Origin of the sequence: Microbacterium sp. NPDC058062, from assembly GCF_042885375.1 — a bacterium.
GTDB lineage: Bacteria > Actinomycetota > Actinomycetes > Actinomycetales > Microbacteriaceae > Microbacterium > Microbacterium trichothecenolyticum_C.
Map to the genome: position 1 here is coordinate 361,207 of NZ_JBHVSC010000002.1, position 23,092 is coordinate 384,298.

Consider the following 23,092-nt stretch of genomic DNA (forward strand, 5'->3'; position numbering starts at 1 on the left):
GTAGTTGTTTTGCTGTGGCAGCTACCGGCATGTGATTGCAGGACACTCTTGGTGCAAGGGACAAGGGCCGGTCGGTAGCCTCTCCGACCGGCCCTTCACTTTTGCCTTTTGACCAGGGCATCTGAGACGACCCGGCCGCTCGTCGGCGAGGACCTTCGACGCTCGCGCACCCGCCCGTCGACCCGCACCTGGGAAGATCACGAAAAGATCACAGAAAACGCTTGTCACCGTTATCTCACCGTTATAGAGTGCAGGCACGGTAGTTGTTTTGCTGTGGCAGCTACCGGCATGTGATTGCAGGACACTCTTGGTGCAAGGGACAAGGGCCGGTCGGTAGCCTCTCCGACCGGCCCTTACTCTTGCCCTCTGCTCTAGTGGCTGACCGCCTTCTCGGCGCCGATGCCGGTGAGCGAGCGCACCTCCATCTCGGACTGCTTCTTCGGGTCCTCCGGCGTCTTGTCGAGCACGCTGACGATCCAGCCGAGGAAGAACGCGAGCGGGATCGAGATGATGCCGGGATTCGACAGCGGGAACCACGCGAAGTCGATCGCGTCGGTCTTCAGCATCGACGTCTCGGAGCCCGAGACCACCGGCGAGAACACGATGAGCAGGATCGCCGAGGCGAGACCGCCGTACATGCTCCACAGTGCGCCCTTGGTCGTGAATCGCTTCCAGAACAGCGAGTACACGATCGTGGGGAGGTTCGCCGAGGCCGCGACGGCGAACGCGAGGGCCACGAGGAACGCGACGTTCTGACCGTTCGCCCCGATGCCGCCGATGATCGCGACGATGCCGATGATGACCACCGTGCGGCGCGCGACCTTGACTTCGGCGCCCGGCTCGGGCTTGCCCTTCTTCACGACAGACGCATAGATGTCGTGCGCGAACGACGCGGCGGCGGTGATCGTGAGGCCGGCGACGACCGCGAGGATCGTCGCGAACGCGATCGCCGAGATGAGGCCGAGCAGCAGCGGTCCGCCGAGCGAGAACGCGAGCAGCGGGGCCGCCGAGTTCGGGCCGCCGGGCGCGGCGGCGATGACCGCCGGGCCGACGAGAGCGGCGGCACCGTAGCCGAGGACCAGAGTGAAGACGTAGAAGATGCCGATGAGCCAGATGGCCCAGACGACGGACTTGCGAGCTTCCTTGGCCGTGGGCACCGTGTAGAAGCGCATCAGCACGTGAGGCAGCGCCGCGGTGCCGAGCACCAGGGCGAGACCCAGCGACAGGAAGTCGATCTTCGAGGTGTCCGAGACGCCGTACTTGAGGCCCGGGTCGAGGATCGCCGGGTTCTCGGCGACGGCCACGGCCTTGTCGAGCAGTGCCGAGAAGTCGAAGCCGTTGAGCGCGAGCACCCACACGGTCATCACACCGGCGCCCGCGATGAGCAGCACGGCCTTGATGATCTGGACCCAGGTGGTGCCCTTCATGCCGCCGATGAGCACGTAGAGGATCATGAGCGCCCCCACCACCGTGATGACGACGGCCTGGCCGAGCTGGTCGCCGATGCCGAGCAGCAGCGACACCAGGCCGCCGGCGCCCGCCATCTGCGCGAGCAGGTAGAAGAAGCAGACCACGAGGGTCGTCGTCGCCGCGGCGATGCGCACGGGGCGCTGCTTGAGGCGGAACGACAGCACGTCGGCCATCGTGAACTTGCCGGTGTTGCGCAGCAGCTCCGCGACGAGCAGTAGCGCCACGAGCCACGCGACGAGGAAGCCGATCGAGTAGAGGAACCCGTCGTAGCCGGTCATCGCGATCGCTCCGACGATGCCGAGGAACGACGCCGCCGAGAGGTAGTCGCCGGCGATCGCGGAGCCGTTCTGGCCGCCCGTGAACGAGCGGCCGGCGGCGTAGTAGTCCGCCGCGGTCTTGTTGTTCCGGCTGGCGCGGAACACGATCACCATCGTGACCGCGACGAACGCGCCGAAGATGGCGATGTTGAGCCAGGGCTCACCCGGCGACGTGGTCGCCGCTTCCGTGAAGTGCCGCATCAGCGCGTCTCCCCTGCGTTCTCGAATTCGCCGGTCTCGATCTCGTCGCGGATCTCCTCCGCGAGCGGGTCGAGGCGCTTGTTGGCGTAGTGGACATACCAGGTCGTGACGGCGAAGGTCGTGACGACCTGCGCCATCCCGAGGACCATCGCGACGTTGACGCTGCCGAACACCCGGGTCGACATGAAGTCGTGGGCGTAGCTGGCGAGGAGGACGTACGCGAAATACCAGGCCAGGCACGCGCCCAGCACCGGGAAGACGAAGCTCCGATGCGTGCGGCGGAGCCGTTGGAATTCAGGTGATGCTTGCACCGCGCCGTAGTCGACCTCTGCGAGGTTCGTGGCGGCGCTGGGGGCTTCGTTGCCCATGGCGTCTCTCCTTCGAGGGGGATCGGCGCGCCCGTCGGCCGCGCCTCTGCGTTGACAGTGCGACCATGCTCGCGTTCGGCCGGTGGGGCCGGGGGCGGTCGCCGTTCGTCGTCGGTGAGCGGCGCCCACGGTGCGACGAACGGCGGTCGGCTGACGACGAACGACGGCTACGCTGGCCGCATGCCCGAGTCGATGCTGCTCGCCGCTGCCGCCGGCGTCCTCGCCGGGGCTCTCGCGGTCGGCGTCATGATCCTGCTCCGGCGCATCGTGGTGGCATCGAAGGAGCTCGGCACCGACGTCGAGCAGGCCACGTACCAGACCCTCCACCTCGCGAGCCGCGCCGCCAAGCACCTGCGCGGCGGCATCGCCGAAGGCGACGCGACCCGGGCCGGTCGCCATCTCAAGGCTCTCCTCGGGTGCGAGACGCTCGCGCTCGTCGACCCGTCGGGTCACGTGACCGTCGAGGGCGACGACGCCGTCCGCGAAGTCGCCGGGCGGCTGGCCGCCGAGGCCCGCGCGTCGGGTCGCACGCAGATGCAGCGACGGGCGCGGATCGGCGAACGGGAGACGGATGCTGTCGCCGCACCGATCCTCGCGGGCGGTGTGCCCGCGGGGGCCATCGTCGCGTTCGCGCCGCGCGTGCGGGCCGGGCTCGTCCGCGCGACCGGCGAGGTGGCGGACTGGGTGGCGGCCCAGGTGGAGCTCGGCGAGCTCGACGCGTCGCGCGCGGCCCTCGCCGAGGCCGAGGTGCGCGCGCTCCGCGCGCAGATCAGCCCGCACTTCATCTACAACTCGCTGAACGCCATCGCCTCCTTCATCAACACCGACCCCGCGAAGGCCCGCGACCTCGTGCTCGAGTTCGCCGACTTCACGCGGTACTCGTTCCGCCGGCACGGCGATTTCACCACCGTCGCCGAGGAGCTCCGCTCGATCGACAGCTACCTGAAGCTCGAGCGCGCGCGGTTCGGCGAGCGCCTGAAGGTGACCCTGCAGATCGCCCCCGAGGTGCTGTCGACGGTGGTGCCGTTCCTGTCGATCCAGCCGCTCGTCGAGAACGCGGTGCGCCACGGACTCGAGGGCAAGGAGGGCGGCGGCCACATCACGATCGAGGCCTCCGATCAGGGGGCGTTCGCCGAGATCAGCGTCGAGGACGACGGCGTCGGCATCGACCCGGTCGTGCTCGAGCGCGCGCTCGCGGGCGACGCGCCGGGTGAGCACGTGGGCCTCCGCAACGTGGACGCACGACTCCGGCAGGTCTACGGCGACGAGCACGGGCTCGTCGTGGACACGAACGTCGGTGCGGGCACGCTGGTGCGGATGCGCGTGCCGAAGTCGCAACCCGGCCGGGTCGCGGCATCCACCGGTCCCGTCCGTGCGACGGCGACCCTCGAGCGGCCCGAGGGGAGGCGCGAACCGTGATCTCCGTCCTCATCGCCGACGACGAGCAGCCCGCGATCGACGAGCTGGCGTTCCTGCTCGGGCAGGACCCGCGCATCGGCGTCATCCACCAGGCCCCCTCTGGAGCGGAGGCGATCCGGCTGCTCACGCGGGAGAGCGTCGACGCCGCGTTCCTCGACATCCACATGCCGGGTCTGAGCGGCTTCGACCTCGCGCGCGCCCTGCAACGGTTCGAGCGCCGGCCGGCCCTCGTCTTCGTGACCGCCGACGAGGAGAGCGCCCTCGAGGCCTTCGACCTCGCGGCAGTGGACTACCTCCTCAAGCCCGTGCGCACCGAACGGCTGCATCGGTCGGTCACGCGCGTCATCGAGGCGATGAAAGCGCAGGCTGCGCCGGCGACGGATGCCGCGGCCTCGGATCGACCGGAGCTCATCGCCGTCACGCTCGGCGGAACGACGCGCATGATCCGGCGTGACGAGGTGCGGTACGTGCAGGCCCAGGGCGACTACGCGCGGCTGCACACCGAGGAGGCGAGCTACCTCGTGCGCGTGCCGATGTCGGATCTCGAGCGGCAGTGGTCCGATGCGTTCGTGCGGATCCACCGCTCCTACCTCGTCGCCATCCCCCACCTCGCCCGCCTCCGGCTCGGGGGCGACCACCCCAGCGTCACCGTCGGCGGTGCCGAGCTGCCGGTGAGCCGGCGGTGCCTGCCGGCGCTCCGCGAGAGGCTGGAGTCGACGACGATCCGGCCGCGCGCATGACCTCGGGCGACGCCGGCGCAGCACCTGACCGGCGCCCGCCCTCGCCGGGCCGGGTGCGCGTGACCGCTCCGCACGCCGGCTCCCCCGCAGCATCCGTCCGCTCGTCGTCGCCGGAGGCGGACGGAGGGCCGACGAGCGACATCGCCGGCGTGTACGTGCGCTCGCTGATCCGCTCGCAGCTGCGGCTCGGGATCGTGTTCGCGCTGGGATTCGTCGTGGCCACCGCGCTGTTCGTGCTCGCCATCGCCCTCGTCCCCCAGCTTGACACGACGTTCGTCCTCGGCGTGCCGCTGTCGTGGCTGCTGCTGGGGGCCGGCGTCTACCCGCTCGCCATCACCGTCGGCGGACTCTACGTGCGCGCGGCGTCGCGCAACGAGGCGCGCTACCGGGCGCTGGCGGAGGACGAGTGAACCCCGCGATCGGCTACGTCGCGATCGCCGCGGTGGCCGTCGCGTCGGCGCTCATCGGCTTCTACGGCCTGCGGGTGTCGCGCACGACGAGCGACTTCTACGTCGCGAGCCGCACGGTGCGTCCGTGGTGGAACGCGTCGGCGATCGGCGGCGAGTACCTGTCCGCGGCGTCGTTCCTGGGCATCGCCGGTCTCATCCTGCTCACGGGCTCGTCGGCGCTGTGGTTCCCGATCGGGTACACGGCGGGATACCTCATGCTGCTGCTGTTCGTGGCCGCACCGCTGCGGCGCTCGGGGGCGTACACGATCCCCGACTTCACCGAGGCGCGGCTGGACTCCCTGTGGGCGCGGCGCGTGACGAGCACGCTCGTGATCGTCATCGGGTGGTTCTACATCGTGCCCCAGCTGCAGGGCGCCGCCCTCACCGTGCGGATCACGACGGGCCTTCCCTCGTGGGTGGGCTCCGTCGCTGTCGCCGTCATCGTCGCGGTGGTCGTCGCGGCGGGCGGCATGCGCTCGATCACCTTCGTGCAGGCGTTCCAGTTCTGGCTGAAGCTCACTGCCCTCGCGATCCCGGTGGTCGCGATCCTGCTCCTCGTCGGCGACGTGCAGCCCGCGCTGCCACCGGTCGAGGCGTTCCCGCCGAGCGCCGGCCCCGGCGACCTCGAGGTCTACCGCACGGTGTCGCTCATGGTGGCGCTGCTGCTCGGCACGCTCGGACTGCCCCACGTGCTGGTGCGCTTCTACACGAACCCCGACGGCGTCGCCGCACGGCGCACGACCGTCATCGTGCTCGTGCTGCTGTCCGTGTTCTACCTCTTCCCCACCGCGTTCGGATTCCTCGGCCGCGCGTTCGCGCCCGACCTCGCGCAGTCGGGCGACGCCGACGCGCTGATCCTGCTGCTGCCCGATCGGCTGATCGCGGGACCGCTCGGCGACGTGCTGACGGCCCTCGTCATCGCGGGGGCGTTCGCGGCCTTCCTCTCCACGTCATCGGGACTCGTCGTGTCGCTCGCCGGCGTGATCAGCCAGGACCTGCTCGGCGGCAGCGTGCGCGGCTTCCGCATCGCGGCGGTGCTCTCGTCGTTCGTCCCCCTGGTCGTCGCCCTGGCGACCGAGCCGGCGGGGCTCGCCGGCAGCGTCGGCCTGGTCTTCGCCTTCACCGCCTCGACGCTGTGCCCCGTGCTGCTGCTCGGCATCTGGTGGCGCGGCCTCACGGCACGCGGCGCGATCGCGGGGATGCTCACCGGCGCGGTGCTCTCCGGCGTGGCGATCCTGGGCGGCGGGCTCGTGACGGCGGGGTTCCCCGCCCTGCGCCCGTTCCTCGAGCAGCCCGCCGCGTGGACCGTCCCGATCGCGGTGGTCGTGACGGTGGTCGTCTCACTCGGCGATCGCCGCGGCATCCCGCGCGGCACGGACCGGTTCCTCACCCGGCTGCATGTGCCGGAGCCGATGCGCTCTCACCCGCGCGAAGGCTGAAGCGACCGCGTCCACCGAGGGGCAGCATCCCGGATCAGACGCCGCCGCCCCCGCCGCCGCCACCGCCGCCGCCCGCGGAGCCGCCGCCGGACGACCCGCCGGAGGACGACGACGAGGAGGCCGATGTCGACAGGTTCGAGATCCCGGCCGAGAACGCCGCCGCGTTGAAGCCGGTCGATCCCGAGTACCAGCCGGGTGAGTTGCCCGAGCCGTAGAGCACGGCGAGCTCCTCGGCCCATTTCTTCTCCTGGCCGAACACGACCGCGTACGGCAGCAGTGTCTCGTACAGCTTCAGCTTCATGCGCGGGTCGGAGACGTCGACGCGCACGCGCTCGGCGCCCTGCGGAGACTGCAGCATCCGGATGCGGTCGGCCTCGGCCCACTCGATGAACTCCTTCAGCCCGAGCAGGTGGTCGCGCGTCTCGGCGCCGGCGGCGGTGACGGGCTTGCGCGACACCATCCCCGCCACCAGCAGCACGACGAGCACCGATCCGATGATCAGCAGGATCGGCACCCACGCCGTCACGTAACCCGCCAGCGCGCCGATGCCGAAGAGCAGCACGAGGACCGCGGAGACGATCGCGATGACGACCGGCCAGGCCCGGGCGCTCAGCGGCACCTTCCGCCGCAGTCCCCTCGACGACAGCTCCGCCGACGCCGCCTTCAGCACCTTCTGCGCCGTCGTCGAGAACCTCGTGTCGGAGCGGCCGAACTCGAACTCCTCGCCTGGGATGCCCTGCGGGAACAGGCCGGGCAGCAGCATCCGTCCGTCTCCGTCGGCGAGGGACGGGTCCACGAGCACGGCCTTCAGCTTCGTGCCGCCGAACCACTTGGGCGGGCCTTCTTCGATACGGATGCTGCCCACCACCGCCTGCTCGAGCACCTCGGCCGGGATCGCCTTCGTGGTGCGGCCGAGCAGCACGGCGCTCTCGAGGGCATCGATGCCGCGCGGCGGCGTGTACTCCGCGATGATGACGGGACGCCCGGGCTCGTCGCGGAGATGGCGACGGCGGGTGACGGCCGCCAGCACGAGGGCGGTGCCGAGTCCGAGCACGGCCACCCCGCCCTGCAGCCAGCCCCAGGGTGAGGCCAGATAGTCCGGGTCGAACTCGGCGAACGTGTCGGGGTCGAACCCGATCGCGATCGTCAGGCTCTGGTACGGCTGCACGTTCTCGGCCGAGGCCGCGATCGTCCCCTCGGCATCCTCGATCGGGCAGGTCTGGGTCGAGCCCTGGTACCCGACGTAGCAGGACTGCGCGCCGGTGCGCGCGGCCTCGAGATCGTCGGGCATCGTCACGCGCGCGGTGATGCGGCCGAAGGGCTGCGGCCACTCGACGCCGTTGACGTTCCAGTAGAACTCGTCGACCCCGGTGTCGGCGAAGTAGTGCGTGACGTTCTCGAGCCTGTAGGTGAAGACGTAGGTCTGCCGACCGTGGACGAAGTCGTCGGCGCGTGACGTCATGGAGTAGTAGCCGTCCTCGGACTCCGTCTCCTCGGCACGCGGGGCGCCGGTCTCGTCGGTGATCGAGACGAGCTCGGGGTGCAGCGGTGCGCCCAGATAGCTGTCGGGGATGGAGCGGCGCATGCCGCGGTTCTGGTCGAACTCGGGGAACAGCGCCACGAACGTCTCGACGACCGTCAGGGTGCTGGTGCCGTCCTCGGCGCGGCCCAGCTGGTACTCCACGTCGAGGCTCTCGAACGAGAAATCGTCGACGCCCGCGCGCGCCGGGCTCGGGGTCAGGCCCGCGAGCAGCACTCCGGCGAGCAGGGCGAGCACCAGCCCCACGACTCCGAGACGATGCGTGCGCCACGACGCGACTGCAGAAGACGCCATGGGGCCAGCCTAGGGTCGGTGCGAGGCTCTAATCTTGACGCTATGACCGATCGCCGTCTCGCCATCGACGCGTGGGAGAGTCTCTTCCGCGCGCAGCACGAGGTGTTCGGCGACATCAACGACGACTTCGACGACGAGACGCTGAGTCAGGCCGAATACGACGTGCTCCTCACGGTCACCCGCGCCGACGACCTCACCGCGCGTCTGCGCGACGTGACGGCGAACATGCTGATCAGCCAGCCGAGCGTCTCGCGCCTCGTGGACCGCATGGTCGCGCGCGGACTGATCACCAAGTGCGCAGATCCCGACGACGGGCGCGGGGCGCTCGTCCACGCGACGGATGCCGGGGCGTCGCTGTTCCGCCGCATCGCCAGTGCGCACGGCAAGGCCATCGCCGAGCGCATGTCGCTCCTCTCGGACGACGAGCTCTGCCAGCTGCGCGACCTCACCGCCAAGCTGCGCAAGAAGCAGCCCAGCTGCTGACGTCGGGGCGTCGGGCTACGGCGTCCGGCGTCGGAGCGTGAGCGACGCCAGGATCAGCGCACCCACGGCGAACGCGACCACGATGAGCAGAGGCCCGAAGACCTCCCAGCCCTCGTCGCCGTCGGTGACCGCGTTGATCGTGTCGATGGCGTAACTGAGCGGCAGGATCTTCGAGATCTGATACAGCGCCTCGGGCATGTCCTCGCGGGGCATGAACAGGCCGCCCAGGATGATCTGCGGGAACACGATGAGCGGCATGAACTGCACCGCCTGGAACTCGGTGCGTGCGAAGGCGCTCGCCAGGAGCCCGAGCGCGGTGCCGAGGATCGCGTCGACGACGGCGACGAGCCCGAGCTGCCAGAGCGGACCGTCGACCTGGAGTCCGCACAACCACACCGCGAAGGTCACAGTGATGACCGCCTGCAGCGTCGCCATGAGCCCGAACGCCAGCCCGTACCCGACGATGAAGTCGGCCTTCGCGATCGGCGTCGTCATGAGCCGCTCGAGGGTTCCCGACCGACGCTCGCGGAGCGTCGTGATCGAGGTGATCAGGAACATCACGATGAACGGGAAGAGCGCCAGGATCGGCCCGCCGAACTGGTCGAACACGCCCTCCTGATCGCTGAACAGCCACGCGAACAGGCCCACGAGCAGGCTCGGGGCGACGAGCATGAGCGCGATCGAGCGCGGGTCGTGGCTGAGCTGCCGGAGCACCCGCCCCGCCGTCGCGAGGGTCAGCACGCCGTTCATGAGGCGCTCCCCTCATCCGTGTGGTGCGCATGCTCGGCCTGCTCGCGCGCCTCTCGGCGGGTGAGCGGATGCTGCGCCTCGGCCTCCGTGCGAGCGTGCGCGTCGCGCTCGATGAGCGTGAGGAACGCGGCATCCGGGTCCGTCGTCCCGGTGTCGGCGAAGAGGCCGTCGGGGGTCGTGTCGGCGATGATGCGGCCGGCGCGCATGAGCACGAGGCGGTCGCACCGGAGGGCTTCGTCCATGACGTGGCTCGAGACGATCAGCGTCGCGCCGGCGTCGGCGAGGCCGCGGAAGACCTCCCACAGCTCGGCGCGCAGCAGCGGGTCGAGGCCGACGGTGGGCTCGTCGAGCACGAGCAGCTCGGGCACTCCGAGCATGGCCACCGCGAGCGAGACGCGGCTCTCCTGTCCGCCCGACAGCGAGTCGATGGTCTGGTCGCGCTGGTCGGCGAGGCCGACCTGCTCGATGACGCGATCGACGTCGGTGCGGGGCGCATCGACCAGCCGCGCGAAGTAGCGCAGGTTCTGCTGGATCGTGAGGTCACCGTAGACCGACGCGGCCTGCGTGTCGTACGCGACCCGCTTGCGCAGCGCGCGCGACCCCGCCGGTTCGCCGAGCACCGTCACGTCGCCGCCCGCCACCTTCTGCACGCCCACGATCGAGCGCATCAGCGTGGTCTTGCCGCAGCCCGAGGGTCCGAGCAGGCCGGTGATCTGCCCCCGGGGAATGTGCAGATCGAGCCCGGTGAACACCTCGGTCTTTCCGCGCGTGACGTGCAGACCACGCACGCTCACAGCATCCGTCTCCGCATTGTTCGTCACGAGACGAATAGTGCTCCCCCACCCCCTCGCCGTCAACGAGACGCGCGGCAGGGGTCACCAGCGGTTTCGGACCTCCTCGGCGAAGCCCACGATCCCGTCGAACGCGACGATCTCACCGCCTGGCACGGCGAACGTGCCGCCCCAATGGCCGAAGCACTGGTCGGTGCGGGAGGCGACGATTCCAAGGTTGGTGCGGGTGACTTTGTCGTAGAAGGGCGTGAAGGATGCCTCGAGCCCGCCGCCGCTGATGCGCCAGGGCGTCCGCCAGTCGGCGATGCCGTAGTCCCAGTCGAGCTCGTCGTGGATCTTGTGGAGCCGCCCGTCGATGAAGACGGCGTTCTCGGTCGACCCCGTGCCCGCGGTCCAGCCGCCGCCGACCTGGATGCCGATCGTGCGCCCGCCCGAGCTGCCGGAGCCCGCACCCCAGTTCCAGCTGATGTCGTACGGCCACCGTCCGCGGCCGTGGTCGAGCACCGCCCACGACTCGCCGGCGGGCACGTCGTACGTGCTGCCGTCGATCGTCACCGACCCCGACGCGGGGCGCGCGACGTCCTTGACGGTGTACTGGAAGCGGGTCGTGCTCCACGGCACCACCACGGCCAGACGCTCATGATGCTCGGGGAGCGCGGCGAACACGTCGAACGAGGCATCCGGGATCCGCGCACGCAGCCGCGCACCGCCGGCTTGACGGAGGATCTCGATCTCGAGGTCCTTCGCGCGCCCGCGCGCAGGGCCGCTCTCGACGTTCGCTGGGAGCTCAACGCCACGGGCCGGGATCACCGTCGCGCTCTTGCCCCACGCGCGCTCGGTGGCACGGTCGAAGACCCACACCTCGTGCACCGCGGCGTAGTCGATCGACGACACGGTGAGCGCGAGGATGTGGGTCGGCGTCGTGACGTTCCAGTACTCCCACCGCTTGTTGCGCCCGAGTCCGCGACCGATGCCCGACGTGTCGACGAGCGGCTGCCGCGCCCACCCGATCGCGTCGGGGTTCACCCGCCCGTTTGGGAGCGTGAGCGACACGGGTGCGGTCAGCTCGCGCTCGCGGCGGGCGCGATCGGCGGGATGGCGCGGGCGGGAGGGCGCGGAGGATTCTGCGGTCATCGGCATCCTTGCTGACGGTCCGGGGTGGGGTGGTTCGATCCTAGGCGGACGTAGTCTGGCGCCATGCACACGCGCGCCCAGGCGAGGCTGCAGGTCGTCGCCGGTCCGATGTTCGCCGGAAAGTCGGAGGAGCTGCTGCGCCGCGTCCGCCGTGCGCGCATCGCAGGGCTCGAGGTCGAGGTGGTCAGTCATGCCCTGGACGACCGCCGCGGCGAAGGGCTGGTGAGCTCGCACTCCGGGCTGAGTGTGCCCTCGCGATCGGTGCCCGACGTGGCCGCGCTCGTCGCCGGCGTGGAGGGCCGCGGCCTCGACCTCGTCGCGATCGACGAGGCGCAGTTCTTCGGCACCGACCTCGTGGCGGCCGTCGACGAGCTCGTCGCGGGAGGTGTCACGGTGGTGGTGTCGGGGCTGTGCGTCACGTTCGACGGGCGCCCGTTCGAGCCGCTCCCGGCGCTGATGGCGATCGCCGAGGACGTCCTCAAGCTCACGGCGGTGTGCGCGGTCTGCGGCGAGGACGCCGCCTTCCACCAGCGCATCGCCGCCGACACCGCCGGCGACCCGCGGGTGCCGACCGCCGCGCAGGTCGGCGGCATCGAGTCCTATCAGGCCCGCTGCCGCCGCCACTTCACCGGCCGCCGCGCCTGAGCCCGCAGCATCCGTCCCGCGTCCCTGCGCTCGCTCGCTGTTGGGCGCTCGCGGCCCCCGCTCGCCGGCACCTCGAGTGTCACAACACGCGGAATCACCGTAGACACCCCGCGTGTCGCGCCACCTGGATCCCGGCACCCCCGGCGCCTCTGCGTCGCACCCGAGCTCAGGTGTCGGAACACGCGGAATGGTCTCGCGCACCCCGCGTGTTGCGCCACCCCGACCGGTGTATCAATCGGCGACGGGCTCCTCCACAGGTAGCGCTTTCCCCAAGGAGTCCCCAGATCGACGCGGGCTCCGTGATCGGACCGGCCGCGCGAGGCATCGTCGTCGTGTGTCAGCTCGGCCTTCGCCATTGCCGGCTTTTCTCGGCGGCAGCTTCTCGGTCGCCGACGCCCGACTAGCGGGCGTGTCCTCGGGACGACTGCAGGCGAGTGATCTGGATGCGCCGTTCCACGGGGTTCGCCAGATCGCCGCGAGTGCGCCCCCGGACGAAGATCTGTCCATCGACGACATCGCCAGGCAGTCGGAGCGGCGCAAGATCCGGGCATATGCGCGTGTGATGCGGCCGCATACCTTCCTCGCAGGCCGCACGGCGGCCGTGCATCTCGGGCTCTCCGTGGGCCCGGGCGCGCTGCTCGAAGTCGGCGTGCTCGCACCCAACCGCGCTCCGCGAGCGAGAGGTGTGCAAGGCGTCAAGGTTGCGCCACACCTCGCGAACGTGATCACGCACGAAGAGGTGCGGACGACGGATGCGGTGTCGACGTGGGCGATGCTGGGCGCAGAGCTGACCATCCGCGAGCTCGTCGCTCTCGGCGACCAGATCGTGCGTATCCCCCGCGATCGTCGGGGAGCCCTCGTACCGCGGCAGCAGATGGGCACAATCGAAGATCTCAGCAACGTCGTCGCCGCCGGGAGGCGACGCGGCATCGGCCGCCTGCAGGAGGCCCTGCCGCTCGTCCGGGTCGGCAGCGCCTCTCCGCTCGAGACGGACTTCCGTTTGGATGCCGCGGCCGGCGGTCTGCCGACCCCTGCGCTGGACGTCGAGATCCATGATCGAAACGGCACGCTGCTGGGAATCACGGAGTTCGTGTTCTCGCAGTTTCGGACAGCAGTCGAGATCGAGGGCGATCATCACCGAACCGACCGCACGCAGTGGAACCGGGACATCGACAAGTACGCGGCTTATGCGACTGAGGGGTGGGAGGTGGTGAGGCTCACCTCCGCCCATGTGAGAGGGAATCGCAGCGCCGTTGGCGTCGTGCGCTCTGTTCTCCTCCGCCGCGGCTGGATGCCGGCGCACTCCTGACGCGCTTCCCCCGTCGGGCCCGGGCCGCATTCGGGTGTCACGACGCGCGGCATCCCCGCGGCCGGCCCGCGTGTTCCGTCACCTGAACGGGCCGCACCGGGCGCGCACACCTGTTCGGGTGTCACGACACGCGGTATCGCCGCCGCGACTCCGCGTGTTGCGCCACGCGAAGGCGCGATGCGTCGGCGGCGCAATCGCCCTCTGGCGCGCCTCAGCACTCGATGACGTTCACCGCGAGGCCGCCCTCGCTCGTCTCCTTGTACTTGTGCGACATGTCGATGCCGGTCTGGCGCATGGTCTCGACGACCGCGTCGAGCGAGACGTAGTGCGAGCCGTCGCCGCGCAGCGCGAGGCGCGCGGCCGTCACCGCCGTCGACGCGGCGATCGCGTTGCGCTCGATGCACGGGATCTGCACGAGTCCGCCGACCGGGTCGCAGGTGAGGCCGAGGTGGTGCTCCATCGCGATCTCGGCGGCGTTCTCGATCTGCCGGTTCGTGCCGCCCATCACGGCGGTGAGGCCCCCCGCGGCCATCGCACACGCCGATCCCACCTCGGCCTGGCATCCGCCCTCTGCGCCCGAGATCGACGCGTTGGCCTTGAACAGCGAGCCGAGCGCAGTGGCGGTGAGGAGGAATCGACGGATGCCTCGGCGACGGTTCGCCTCTGCCACCTGTTCGTCGTCCCAGCCTGCGGCCTCCTCGGTGGTCGCCGCGTGCCCGTGATAGCCGAGCAGGGCGCTGCCGACCAGCTCGCCGTAGGGCGTTACCGCGTTGCCGGCACCGAGGCCGGAATCGGCGAGGAAGCGCCACCAGTACATCGCGACGGCGGGCAGGATGCCGGCAGCGCCGTTCGTCGGCGCGGTCACGACCCGCCCGCCCGCGGCGTTCTCCTCGTTGACCGCGAGCGCGAAGGCGCCCAGCCACTCCCCCGGCAGCTCGCGACGGCCGTCGGCCTCGGCGGCGTCGAGCTGCTCGCGGATGGATGCTGCGCGGCGCTTGACCCCGAGGATCCCGGGGAGAACGCCTCCCGACTGAAGGCCGGCCTCGACGCACGCGGCCATCGCGTCCCAGATCGCATCCAGCCCCTCGGCGATGTCCTCGTCGGGGCGCAGCGACTCCTCGTTGATGCGCGCGGCCTCGGCGATCGTGATGCCCCGCTCGTCGCACACGGCGAGCAGCTCCTCCGCACTCGAGAAGTCGAGGGGGAACGCGTGGGGCCGCACGCCCGCCGCCTCGCCCTCGCGACGGATGAAGCCGCCGCCGACGGAGTAGTACGTCTCGCGGATGAGGAGTCCGGCATCCGTCCCCGTCACCGGTTCGACCGCCGCAGACGAACCCGTCTCGCGCACGCCGGGCGCGGCGAGCGCACGCGGCGGTCCGTCGTCGGGCGCGGCCCACGCTTCGAGGGTCATGGCGTTGGGGTGGCCGGGGAGCCGGGTGCGCGGCGCGAACACGACGTCGCCCCGTTCGAAAGGCACCGCATGCACCCCGGCCAACTCGAGCGCGCGATCGTGGGGCCAGGCGCTCCAGGCCGAGCGCACAGCATCCGGATCCACCGTCTCGGGTTCGAGGCCCTGCAGTCCCGCGACGACGGCGTCGGGTGTGCCGTGGCCGATGCCGGTGGCGCCGAGGGAGCCGTACAGCGTGCAGGTGACGCGGCCGACCTGCGGCAGCACCCCGCTTTCGCGCAGGCGGACGACGAAATCGTGGGCGGCCCGCATGGGACCGACCGTGTGGGAGCTCGAGGGTCCTACGCCGATGGAGAACAGCTCGAACGCCGAGACGTAGGCGCTCATCGCGACCAGGCTAACCCGACAGGAACGTGCACTCTGACTCCTGTTACCGACTCGATACGAGCAGGATGCCTCATCTCGCGCGCATTCGTCGTGCAGCCTGGCGCTCTCAGGAAGCGACGGGCCGGAACGAGATGAGGCCGACGGTGTTGCCCTCGGGATCCTTGACGAACGCCTGCCACTCGTCGTGACCCGCCGGACCGAGGGTGTCGTCCTCGTGGGTGAAGATCACGTGCGGTGGCGAGACGACCTCGGCCCGGTCGCCGATCCGCTCGAGGGCGGCCGCGACGTCGTCGACGTGCAGGTACAGCAGCGCGGTCGGGGCGTTGCGGTCCAGCAGCAGCCGCACGCCGTCGAGGTCGAAGAAGAGCAGGCCCGGCGGATCGAACACCGCCGTCGCGTCGCTGCCGAGGAGGGAGGTGTAGAAGCCTGCGGCACGCTCGAGGTCGTCGGCGTGCTGAGCAACCTGCACAAGTCTCATGGCGTCATTCTCGCTCCCGCCGAAGTCCGATGCCAGGCACGCGGCCCTTCCCGCGGCGGGCGGGTGAGGAGTATCAATGAGGGAGGCGATCCTGGAGGTTGGCGATGCTGTTCGTGCTCTATCTGATCCTGCTCATCGGCGGAATGGTGCTCCTGGGGCTGTCGTTCTCGCTGCCCCTCCCCGCGTTGATGTTCGTCCTCGGCCTCCTCTGCGTCGTCGCGGCGGTCGCCATTCCCGTCACCGCGGGAGCCTTCGAACAACGCAGGTAGGCGAGCGCCCGAGCAGGCGGCGCCTGCTCGCGGTGCACCCCACGACGGGAACCGCTAGGCTCGGGAACTTCATCTGTCCCGGCTGTGGAGGTTTGCCGTGTCTGTTGTGGAGGAGCCGATCTGGCTCACGCAGGACGCTCTGCGTCAGCTGCAGGAGGAGCTCGAACTGCTCGTGCGCGAGGGCGCCGAAGACGAGCAGAGCCAGGTCCGTGCGCTGGAGCTGCGCGGCATCATCCGTCGAGCCCAGGTCGGCGAGCGCCCGGACGACGGCATCGTCGAGCCCGGGATGCGCGTGACGGTCGAGTTCGACGCGGACGGATCGCGGGAGACGTTCCTGCTCGGCTCCCGCACCCTCCTCGGCGCGGATTCCGACCTGGCCGTCTACTCCCCCGACTCACCGCTCGGCCAGGCGATCGCGGGGCTGCTCCCGGGCGACCGCTTCTCGTACTCCGCGCCGAGCGGGGCGACGATCGCCGGCGCCGTGGCGGACGCGGTCCCGCACAGCTGACGGGGTGATCGCGGCTACGGCGTCCACCACGGCCGTGACGCCAGGTCACCCACGCCGCCTCGCTCGTCGGGATTGACCGCGAGGACGTGATGAAGCTGGATGCCGCCGGACTCGAACGCGAGCCGTGACCCGGCCATATAGAGACCCCATACCTTCGCGGCGGGCAGCCCCACCTCGGCGACCGCCTCGTCCCAGTGCTCCACGAGGTTCGCGCACCAGTCGCGGAGGGTCATCGCGTAGTGCGGGCGGAGGTTCTCCTCGTGGAGCACCTCGAGGCCGACGTCCTGGGCCTCGGTGATGATCCTGCCGGAGCCGGTCAGCTCGCCGTCCGGGAAGACGTAGCGGTCGATGAAGCCTGTCGCGGCGGCCTCGCTGCGGTTGTCGGGACGGGTGATGCAGTGATTCAGCAGGAGCCCGCCGACGCGCAGCCGGGACCGGAGGAAGCGGAAGTAGGCCGAGTAGTTGCGCACCCCGATGTGCTCGAGCAGGCCGATCGAAGACACCGCATCGAACCCCGTCTCCGCGATGTCGCGGTAGTCGCCGAAGCGCACCTCGGCGAGCTCGCCGAGTCCTTCGTCGGCGATCGCCCGCTGGGCCCACGACGTCTGCTCCCGCGAGAGCGTGACCCCGGTGGCGTGGACTCCACGCCGCGCCGCATAGCGCACCATGCCACCCCAGCCGCAGCCCACGTCGAGCAGCCGGTCGCCGGGCTTCAGTCGCAGCTTCTCGAAGACGAGCCGGTACTTGTTCTCCTGCGCCTCTTCGAGCGAGGCGTCGGGTGCCGGATAGCAGGCGCAGGTGTAGGTCATCGAGGGACCGAGCACCCATTCGTAGAAGGTGTTCGAGACGTCGTAGTGATGGTGGATCGCCTCGGCGTCGCGGTGCTTGCTGTGTCGCATTCCGTTCGCGACGCGACGCCAGCGCGGCGGCACCTCCTGCGGTGGCGGCGCGATCGGCCGGAGATGCTCGAAGCCGATCGAGCGGACGATGCGGGCCATGACCCGAGGCGATGGCCGGGGGAAGACGAGAGCGTCCGCGAGTCCTCTGAGCAGGTCGTACGGATCGCCGGGGTGCACGCCGTGGATGTCGAGGTCGCCGGCGATGTAGGCGCGGGCGAGGCCGAGATCGCCGAAGCCGGTCGCCAGATACGTCGTGCCCCGTGGTGTCTTCAGGTCTAGTCCGTACGGCGCATCGACGGGTCCGGCCGAGCTTCCGTCGTAGGCGGTGAATCGCAGCGGCAGCCGTCCGCCGGCGAAGATCTCGAGGATCTCGGCGAGCGTGAGCTTTCGCGCCGGGTCGTCGGCCTCGCTGCCTCCGGCGGGCGCCGGGGGCGCAGCATCCGTCCCCCGCTCCTCGAATGTGGTCATCGTCGTTGCACCGCCTTCGCATAGAGGTCGAGCAGTCGCGAGTCGGGGTCGTACCGCTCCTTCACGGCACGATATGCCGCCGCGCCGTACAGCGTGTCGAACTCCTCGCGGGAGTAGAACGCCTCGGAGTACAGCGACTTGTGCCCGTCGAGCTCGCTCACCTCGCGCTCGATCATCCGGTTCGTCTCCCCTTCGACGTTCCCCACCGGCACGGTCGACCAGAAGCCGACGTTCACATAGGTCTCGCGCGGCGGGATCGGGTACAGCGGCCAGCCCGCGTCGTCACGCAGCCGCAGCGGACAGAGCCAGATCGGCTCGATGGGCACGCGGGCGAGGAACCACTCGAGGAACTCGACGCAGCGCGCGATGGGCACCTCGATGTCCTGGATGACACGCTCACGGGGCGGTCGGCCATGCAGCTTCTCGAGGCGATCGCCGACGTCGAACCGCCGTTCGAGCCTCATCAGCCGCGCGTACGACCGGCTGCGACGGTACCGTCGGGGCCAGATCCGTCGGACGAACGGATGCTGCGCCCCGAACGCCTCCGAACACCAGAACCAGTCGGCATCCCATCGCCACAGATAGTCGTGAGCGGTGAGCCGGTCGGCTTTCGTGCCGTCGTCGTGCCGGATCGACCGGTAGTAGATCTGCTGACGGGTGTAGTCGCTGACAGGACCGGGTGCGGCCGTCTGCACGCCGAGGCACAAGTAGGCCTCGTCGGCGCTGAACACCACGCCGTCGAGGTAGTCGACGCGAGCGTCACCGAAGCGGCCGGTCGCCACGATGCGATCCATCGCGGCCACGAGATCGGCGAGGGCGTGGAACCGAACATGGGTGAGCGCGACGAACGGCTCGACGCGCTCCAGCTCGATCCGCAGCCGCACCGCATAGCCGAGCGTGCCGTACGAGTTGGGGAACGCGCGGAAGAGGTCGGCATGGTCGGCCGGCGATGCCGTCACCACGCGCCCCGCGCCGGTGAGGATGTCCATCTCGCGCACCGACTCGTGGGGCATGCCGTTGCGGAAGGACGGGGACTCGATCCCGAGCCCCGTGACGGCGCCGCCGAGGGTGATCGTCTTGAGCTGGGGAACGACGAGCGGGGTCAGTCCGAATGGAAGGGTCGCCGCCAGGAGGTCTTCGTAGGTGCACATGCCGTCGACGTCCGCGGTCCGCGAGAGGGGATCCACCTCGATGACTCCCGTCAGGCCCGAGGTGTCCAGCCCGCGGGCGTGGACCTTGCGCCGCGACCGGAAGAGGTTCGACGTCGGCTTGGCGAGCCGCACCGGGGCGGATGCCGGAACAGCCCGATAGCTCCCCACAAGGCGCTCGACGCCGGCGGCGTGGGCGGTCCGTGCGTCGATCGCCGGGGCGGACACGCCCCCCACGCTAGCCCGCGGCGGCCGGCGGCGCACCCGTTCGGGTGCGGTGACGCCTCAGCGTGAGACGCTGTGGACCGCCGGCGTCAGTTCGCGCGCGAGGTCGCGCGCGAGGTAGCCGAGACCGATGCGCTCGCCGAGCCGGGCGCCGGCCCGGGCGTGCGTCCACGAGCCCCACACCGCCGCGCGGGCGGGGGCCACGCCGCGCGCGGCGAATCCCGCGATCGCGCCGGCGAGCACATCGCCGCTCCCGGACGTCCCCAACCCGCTGTCACCGTCGTCGACCCGCCATGCGCACCCGTCGGCCTGCGCCACCACGCCGTAGCAGTTGACGACGGCATCGAACCTCCGGGCGATCTCGCAGACGTCGGCGACATCGTCGGCGAGCTCACGGCCGAGGAGGATCCTCGCCTCGTCCTTGTTCGGGCTCAGGATGATGTCGTCGGGGAGATCGCCGCGATCGACGTCGGGAAGCACCCCGAGGGCGAAAGCATCGAGCACGACCACGCACGGACCCGTCGCAGCGACGGCGAGCAGCGTCGCGCGCGTCTCGTGGGGGTCGCTGAAACCGGGTCCGACCAGCACAGCATCGGCTGCCGAGACCTTCTCGCGCAGCTCCCCCTTCAGGGGCGCGTCGGCATCGTCAGGCAGAGCGAGGATGCCGGCCTCCGGGAGCGCGATGCCGACCTGGGCGTCGATCGACTGCGGCACCGCGAGCGCGACACGCCCCGCGCCGACCCGGAGCGCCGACTCGCCCGCGAGGAGCACCGCACCCGGTGAGCTGCGCGAGCCACCCACGACCACGACATCGCCGCGGGACTTCTTCGAGTCTCCCGGGTCGGGCAGGCCCCACTCCCGCAGCAGCGCCTCGGTCACGGGCTCAACGCGGCTGGACATCGGGATCCCCGGGGTGAGCGGTGACATCGGCGCCCTCGCGCTGGAGGTGGGCCACGTCCGAGAAGGCGGCGAGCTCCCAGCCCGCCTCGGTGAGGATCACGCGGGTGATCGAGGCGTTCAGGACGGTGTGATCGTCGGCGAAACCGAGCAGCTCGTCCTCTCGCAGCGGCAGCAGGATGTAGAGCAGCAGCATCACCACCGCGTCGTGCACCACCAGCATCGCCGTCTCGGGGCCGCTCTCGAGCGCCTCGCGCAGGAATGAGCGCAACCGCAGCGCGACGTCCGCCCACGACTCTCCGCCGGGCGGCCGATGGTAGAACTTGCCGAGGTGGCGACGCCGCGAGAACTCTTCGGGATGCAGTCGCGCGACGCCCTGCCGCGTGAGCAGATCCAGGATCCCGAGCTCGCGGTCGCGCAGCCGCTCGTCGACGAAGATGGTCCGGCCCACCGCCCCGTCCCCGAGGGCGATCGCCAGCGTCTCCCTCGCGCGGGCGTAGGGCGATACCCAGAACAGATCGATCTGGTCGAGGTGCGGCGCGAGCCACGTTCCGAGTGCGGTCGCCTGTTCCTGCCCGGTGGCCGAGAGCGGGACATCCGCGTCCCGCACGTCGAGCGGGATCACGTCGAGCCCGTCCATCTCGGCTCGCGTCGCCGCGATGTTCCCGATGCTCTCGCCGTGCCGGACCAACCACAGCTCCCTCACTGCCATCGCCCCAGGCTAGGGACGTCGGCGGGGCCGGGGATCCCCATTGACAGCGGGCCAGGGAATGGGCCTCGGCATGCTGTGGATCAGCCGACCCGACGCGTCACGGGGTTGCGACGGGCACTCTCGCTGCGAGCGCGTCGGCCTCGGCGCGGGACGGCTGTGCGCCGACTCCGCCCGGCCCCCGCGTCGACGCCGTGCCGCAGGCGACGCCCAGTCGCAGACAGCCTTCGACGGACTCACCGGTCAGCCGCCCGGCGAGAAAGCCCGCCGCGAGCGAGTCGCCGGCACCGACCGTGTCGACGAGCGCGCCCGGCGCGTCGGGCGTCGCCGCGCGGATGGTGCGGATGATCCCGTCTTCGCGCCAGGAGACAGCAGCGCCCGCCCCTCCGAGCTTGCACACCACGAGTGCACCCGACGGCATGCGGTCGAGCACGGACTCCACGGCCGCATCGAGGTCGTGGGCGCCTGTGATGCCCCGCAATTCCTGCTCGTTTCCGAAGAAAACATCGCACTGGGCGAGCACTGCCAGGATGCCGCGGTCCCAGCGCTCGGACGGGTCGAAGTTGCCGTCCAGTGAGGTCGAGAGCCCGGCCGCTCGAGCGCGCGCGAACAGCGCCGGTGCCTCGCCCCACAGCGCCTCCTGCAGGAAATAGCTGCCGCCGTGGAGATGCGCAGCGCCATGGAGGAGCACCTCCGTCACGTCCCCGGCGGTCGTGCGGCCGATCGACCCCATCGCGGTGAGGATGGCCCGATCGCCGTCGGGTCGCGTCAGGTGAGTGGATGATCCCGTGGGCAGCGAGCGATCGATGCGCACGAAGCTGACATCGACGCCGCGGGCGGAGAGCTCCCGGTCGATGTACGTGCCGAACTCGTCGTCGCCCCGGACGCCCACCATCGTGGTGGGAACGCCGAGCGCCGCCGCACCGCACGCCGTGATGGCGGAGGAGCTTCCCATCGTGAGGGTCGTGAACGGCACGATCTGCTCGTGCTGGCCGAAGCGGATCGCTTCGTCGGACAGCCCCACCACGAGATCCACGCAGAGCTCGCCGACCACCACGAGCCGCGGCGGCTCGTTCATCTCGGCAGCGACGTCAGCCATTGCGTCCACACTCCCTCGCACTGCGCTCCTTCGCTCTGCGCCCATTCGCGCACGGCGGTCTCGGCCGCGGCCCGCGCCGCCTCAATCTTCTCCCGTCCGCGATCCGACCCGTGGATGCTCACGATCGGCCAGACGGAGACGGATGCCGCGGCATCCGCCCCGCTCGTCGCGCTCTCGCCCGACGCGACATGCGTCGCGATGACGTCGCCATCGCCGAGCTCCAGCGCGGACGCGATGGCGTCGGCGACCGCAAGGAGGAGCCCACCGACGTGAGGATGCGGCGCCGCCGTGATCGTGACGACGGGCATCAGCTGGTCGACAGGACGGAGCGGTTGAGGAACGGAGGGGTGTCGGGGTCGCGGTCGGCCTCACGCGCGAGCGCGAGGGCGAGGCGATGCGCGAGCACGAGGTTCGCCTGCGGGTCGAGCGTGTCGGTGTACACCGTCGCACCAGTGGCGCGGACGTCGGCGGCGACGACCTCGGGGAGCTCGCCGAGCGCCCAGACGAGCGAGTCCGGGCCGGCGCACGAGATCGGGCCGTGCTGGTACTCCCAGACGGGATATGCCTCGGTCCAGGCACCCGCCGACTCGCGCAGCTTCAGCGCGGCTTCGTGGGCGAGGCCCACGCTCCAGCGGTGACCGAGGAAGACGACCTGCTTGACCGTCGCAGGATCCGCTGGAAGCGGCAGCTCGAGCGCCGCGCGCGCGTCGTCGACGAGCGAGTCGGGCACGAGTCCGATCGACGCGCGCAGCGTCGTGAGCACCGTCGTCGCGAAGCGGGTCTGCACGATCGACTTCTCGTCGGCGAAGCCGAGATGCACGATCCGGTCGCACAGCGTGCCGAGCGGCGTGTCGAGGTCGCCGAGGATCGCGGTGATGCGATGAGTGTCGCGGTAGCGCTCGACCACGTCGATGACGTCGGCCGTCGTACCCGACCGGGAGATGACGACGATGTGCTCGTCCTCGTCGATCCAGGTCAGCTCCGTCGGGATCGCGGCGCGGGTGCGGCCCATCCCGGCGTCGTTGCGCAGGTACGCATACGCGTCGCCCACGTAGTAAGAGGTGCCGCAGCCGATCACGATCACCTTCTCGCCCGCGCCGGGGAGCAACGCCAGCTGCTCGGACGGCAGCGCGAGCGCCTGGGTCCAGATCTCAGGCTGACTGGTCAGCTCCTGCTCGGTCACGACGCCCAGCGCGGTGGCGCGATCGTTCATTGGTTCCTCCTGTGCCGCCTCGACTTCGAGGGTGT

At 70.6% G+C, this 23,092-nt stretch carries 24 protein-coding genes; 9 read left to right on the plus strand and 15 right to left on the minus strand.

Features of this window, described 5'->3' with window-relative positions; translation table 11 throughout:
• Positions 1–371 precede the first annotated feature (371 nt).
• Positions 372–1,988 carry a sodium/solute symporter gene (locus ACFVSU_RS06415; protein WP_310285456.1) on the minus strand — a complete coding sequence of 539 codons (1,617 nt, stop codon included), beginning with the start codon at positions 1,986–1,988 and terminating at the stop codon, positions 372–374.
• On the minus strand, positions 1,988–2,356 hold the full coding sequence (locus ACFVSU_RS06420; protein WP_387139686.1) for a DUF485 domain-containing protein: 369 nt from the start codon (positions 2,354–2,356) through the stop codon (positions 1,988–1,990). Before ACFVSU_RS06420 ends, ACFVSU_RS06415 begins: the two co-directional genes overlap by 1 nt.
• Positions 2,357–2,536: 180 nt before the next feature.
• On the opposite strand from ACFVSU_RS06420, the gene ACFVSU_RS06425 reads away from it, so the two are divergent.
• From ACFVSU_RS06425 to ACFVSU_RS06440, 4 genes are read left to right on the plus strand one after another with little or no spacing between them, the layout of a single operon-like run.
• Positions 2,537–3,775 (plus strand): sensor histidine kinase, encoded by a 1,239-nt coding sequence (locus ACFVSU_RS06425; RefSeq protein WP_387139689.1) that lies wholly within the window; start codon positions 2,537–2,539, stop codon positions 3,773–3,775.
• Complete coding sequence (locus ACFVSU_RS06430) at positions 3,772–4,515, plus strand: LytR/AlgR family response regulator transcription factor (RefSeq protein WP_387139691.1); 744 nt, start codon at positions 3,772–3,774, stop codon at positions 4,513–4,515. The genes ACFVSU_RS06425 and ACFVSU_RS06430 overlap by 4 nt, the downstream gene beginning before the upstream one ends.
• Complete coding sequence (locus tag ACFVSU_RS06435) at positions 4,512–4,925, plus strand: hypothetical protein (RefSeq protein ID WP_387139694.1); 414 nt, start codon at positions 4,512–4,514, stop codon at positions 4,923–4,925. Before ACFVSU_RS06430 ends, ACFVSU_RS06435 begins: the two co-directional genes overlap by 4 nt.
• The gene (locus ACFVSU_RS06440; protein WP_387139697.1) at positions 4,922–6,403 is read left to right on the plus strand and encodes a cation acetate symporter; all 1,482 of its coding nucleotides are present in this window, start codon (positions 4,922–4,924) and stop codon (positions 6,401–6,403) included. The genes ACFVSU_RS06435 and ACFVSU_RS06440 overlap by 4 nt, the downstream gene beginning before the upstream one ends.
• Positions 6,404–6,437: 34 nt before the next feature.
• On the opposite strand, the gene ACFVSU_RS06445 is transcribed toward ACFVSU_RS06440, so the two are convergent.
• Positions 6,438–8,237 (minus strand): DUF2207 domain-containing protein, encoded by a 1,800-nt coding sequence (locus ACFVSU_RS06445; protein WP_387139700.1) that lies wholly within the window; start codon positions 8,235–8,237, stop codon positions 6,438–6,440.
• Positions 8,238–8,279: 42 nt separating this feature from the next.
• Here ACFVSU_RS06445 and ACFVSU_RS06450 point away from each other — a divergent pair, with 42 nt between their 5' ends.
• Complete coding sequence (locus tag ACFVSU_RS06450) at positions 8,280–8,720, plus strand: MarR family transcriptional regulator (RefSeq protein WP_310249817.1); 441 nt, start codon at positions 8,280–8,282, stop codon at positions 8,718–8,720.
• Positions 8,721–8,735: 15 nt separating this feature from the next.
• On the opposite strand, the gene ACFVSU_RS06455 is transcribed toward ACFVSU_RS06450, so the two are convergent.
• The 3 genes from ACFVSU_RS06455 to ACFVSU_RS06465 are packed head-to-tail and all read right to left on the minus strand — an operon-like array spanning position 8,736 to position 11,395.
• Complete coding sequence (locus ACFVSU_RS06455; protein ID WP_387139703.1) at positions 8,736–9,470, minus strand: ABC transporter permease; 735 nt, start codon at positions 9,468–9,470, stop codon at positions 8,736–8,738.
• Positions 9,467–10,291 (minus strand): ABC transporter ATP-binding protein, encoded by an 825-nt coding sequence (locus ACFVSU_RS06460; protein ID WP_387139706.1) that lies wholly within the window; start codon positions 10,289–10,291, stop codon positions 9,467–9,469. Before ACFVSU_RS06460 ends, ACFVSU_RS06455 begins: the two co-directional genes overlap by 4 nt.
• Positions 10,292–10,345: 54 nt before the next feature.
• Positions 10,346–11,395: a DUF2804 domain-containing protein gene (locus tag ACFVSU_RS06465; protein ID WP_387139709.1), complete on the minus strand. Its 1,050-nt coding sequence runs from the start codon at positions 11,393–11,395 to the stop codon at positions 10,346–10,348.
• Positions 11,396–11,458: 63 nt separating this feature from the next.
• Here ACFVSU_RS06465 and ACFVSU_RS06470 point away from each other — a divergent pair, with 63 nt between their 5' ends.
• The gene (locus tag ACFVSU_RS06470) at positions 11,459–12,040 is read left to right on the plus strand and encodes a thymidine kinase (RefSeq protein ID WP_387139712.1); all 582 of its coding nucleotides are present in this window, start codon (positions 11,459–11,461) and stop codon (positions 12,038–12,040) included.
• Positions 12,041–12,227: 187 nt separating this feature from the next.
• Positions 12,228–13,349, plus strand: coding sequence for a hypothetical protein (locus tag ACFVSU_RS06475; protein ID WP_387139715.1), 1,122 nt, complete (start codon positions 12,228–12,230; stop codon positions 13,347–13,349).
• A 211-nt stretch (positions 13,350–13,560) separates the two neighbouring features.
• Here ACFVSU_RS06475 and ACFVSU_RS06480 read toward each other — a convergent pair whose 3' ends face one another.
• A complete protein-coding gene (locus tag ACFVSU_RS06480; protein ID WP_387139718.1) occupies positions 13,561–15,144 on the minus strand; it encodes an L-serine ammonia-lyase, iron-sulfur-dependent, subunit alpha in 1,584 nt (527 codons plus the stop codon).
• A 106-nt stretch (positions 15,145–15,250) separates the two neighbouring features.
• Entirely contained in the window at positions 15,251–15,622 is a 372-nt protein-coding gene (locus ACFVSU_RS06485) for a VOC family protein (RefSeq protein WP_387139721.1), read from the minus strand.
• 104 nt (positions 15,623–15,726) lie between these two features.
• Here ACFVSU_RS06485 and ACFVSU_RS06490 point away from each other — a divergent pair, with 104 nt between their 5' ends.
• Positions 15,727–15,891, plus strand: a complete 165-nt coding sequence (locus ACFVSU_RS06490) for a hypothetical protein (protein ID WP_387139724.1) — start codon at positions 15,727–15,729, stop codon at positions 15,889–15,891.
• Positions 15,892–15,988: 97 nt separating this feature from the next.
• The gene (locus tag ACFVSU_RS06495; protein ID WP_387139727.1) at positions 15,989–16,399 is read left to right on the plus strand and encodes a GreA/GreB family elongation factor; all 411 of its coding nucleotides are present in this window, start codon (positions 15,989–15,991) and stop codon (positions 16,397–16,399) included.
• Between the two features lie 14 nt (positions 16,400–16,413).
• Here ACFVSU_RS06495 and ACFVSU_RS06500 read toward each other — a convergent pair whose 3' ends face one another.
• From ACFVSU_RS06500 to ACFVSU_RS06530, 7 genes are all read right to left on the minus strand, one after another.
• Positions 16,414–17,766, minus strand: a complete 1,353-nt coding sequence (locus tag ACFVSU_RS06500) for a class I SAM-dependent methyltransferase (RefSeq protein WP_387139730.1) — start codon at positions 17,764–17,766, stop codon at positions 16,414–16,416.
• Positions 17,763–19,142: an FAD-binding oxidoreductase gene (locus tag ACFVSU_RS06505; RefSeq protein ID WP_387139733.1), complete on the minus strand. Its 1,380-nt coding sequence runs from the start codon at positions 19,140–19,142 to the stop codon at positions 17,763–17,765. The genes ACFVSU_RS06500 and ACFVSU_RS06505 overlap by 4 nt, the downstream gene beginning before the upstream one ends.
• A 57-nt stretch (positions 19,143–19,199) precedes the next feature.
• Positions 19,200–20,039 carry an NAD(P)H-hydrate dehydratase gene (locus tag ACFVSU_RS06510; protein ID WP_387139736.1) on the minus strand — a complete coding sequence of 280 codons (840 nt, stop codon included), beginning with the start codon at positions 20,037–20,039 and terminating at the stop codon, positions 19,200–19,202.
• Complete coding sequence (locus ACFVSU_RS06515; RefSeq protein WP_387139739.1) at positions 20,023–20,748, minus strand: histidine phosphatase family protein; 726 nt, start codon at positions 20,746–20,748, stop codon at positions 20,023–20,025. Before ACFVSU_RS06515 ends, ACFVSU_RS06510 begins: the two co-directional genes overlap by 17 nt.
• 97 nt (positions 20,749–20,845) lie before the next feature.
• Positions 20,846–21,844 (minus strand): carbohydrate kinase family protein, encoded by a 999-nt coding sequence (locus tag ACFVSU_RS06520; RefSeq protein WP_387139742.1) that lies wholly within the window; start codon positions 21,842–21,844, stop codon positions 20,846–20,848.
• Positions 21,820–22,152 (minus strand): hypothetical protein, encoded by a 333-nt coding sequence (locus tag ACFVSU_RS06525; RefSeq protein ID WP_387139745.1) that lies wholly within the window; start codon positions 22,150–22,152, stop codon positions 21,820–21,822. Before ACFVSU_RS06525 ends, ACFVSU_RS06520 begins: the two co-directional genes overlap by 25 nt.
• Positions 22,152–23,057, minus strand: a complete 906-nt coding sequence (locus tag ACFVSU_RS06530) for an SIS domain-containing protein (protein WP_387139748.1) — start codon at positions 23,055–23,057, stop codon at positions 22,152–22,154. The genes ACFVSU_RS06525 and ACFVSU_RS06530 overlap by 1 nt, the downstream gene beginning before the upstream one ends.
• Between the last annotated feature and the right edge of the window lie 35 nt (positions 23,058–23,092).